Source organism: Collinsella aerofaciens, from assembly GCF_018785245.1.
Taxonomy (GTDB): Bacteria; Actinomycetota; Coriobacteriia; order Coriobacteriales; family Coriobacteriaceae; genus Collinsella; species Collinsella aerofaciens_AD.
In genome coordinates, this window is record NZ_WQPL01000072.1 from 1 (window position 1) to 246 (window position 246).

General features: G+C 72.8%; 1 rRNA gene. It reads right to left on the bottom strand.

Features of this window, described 5'->3' with window-relative positions:
* Positions 1-20: 20 nt before the first annotated feature.
* A 5S ribosomal RNA gene (rrf, locus tag GPK39_RS09220) occupies positions 21-136 on the bottom strand.
* Between the last annotated feature and the right edge of the window lie 110 nt (positions 137-246).

The window sequence follows — 246 nt, forward strand, 5'->3', positions numbered from 1 at the left end:
ACGGCTCGGTGCCGTCCACCGGTCAGCGGCGCCCTGGCCTCCCACGGGCTGGCCCCGCAGTACTCTCGGCGCGATGGGGCTTAGCTTCCGGGTTCGGAACGGGACCGGGCGTGCCCCCCATGCTCTGGCCGCTGACCGGTGGGCGGCGCCCACCGTTACGGTGTCCGGTGTCTCTCTCACGTGCCCTGGGGGCCGCATGGCGCATAGGAAAGATGACTCGGGGGCATCCTCGTGCCCGGACCGCGC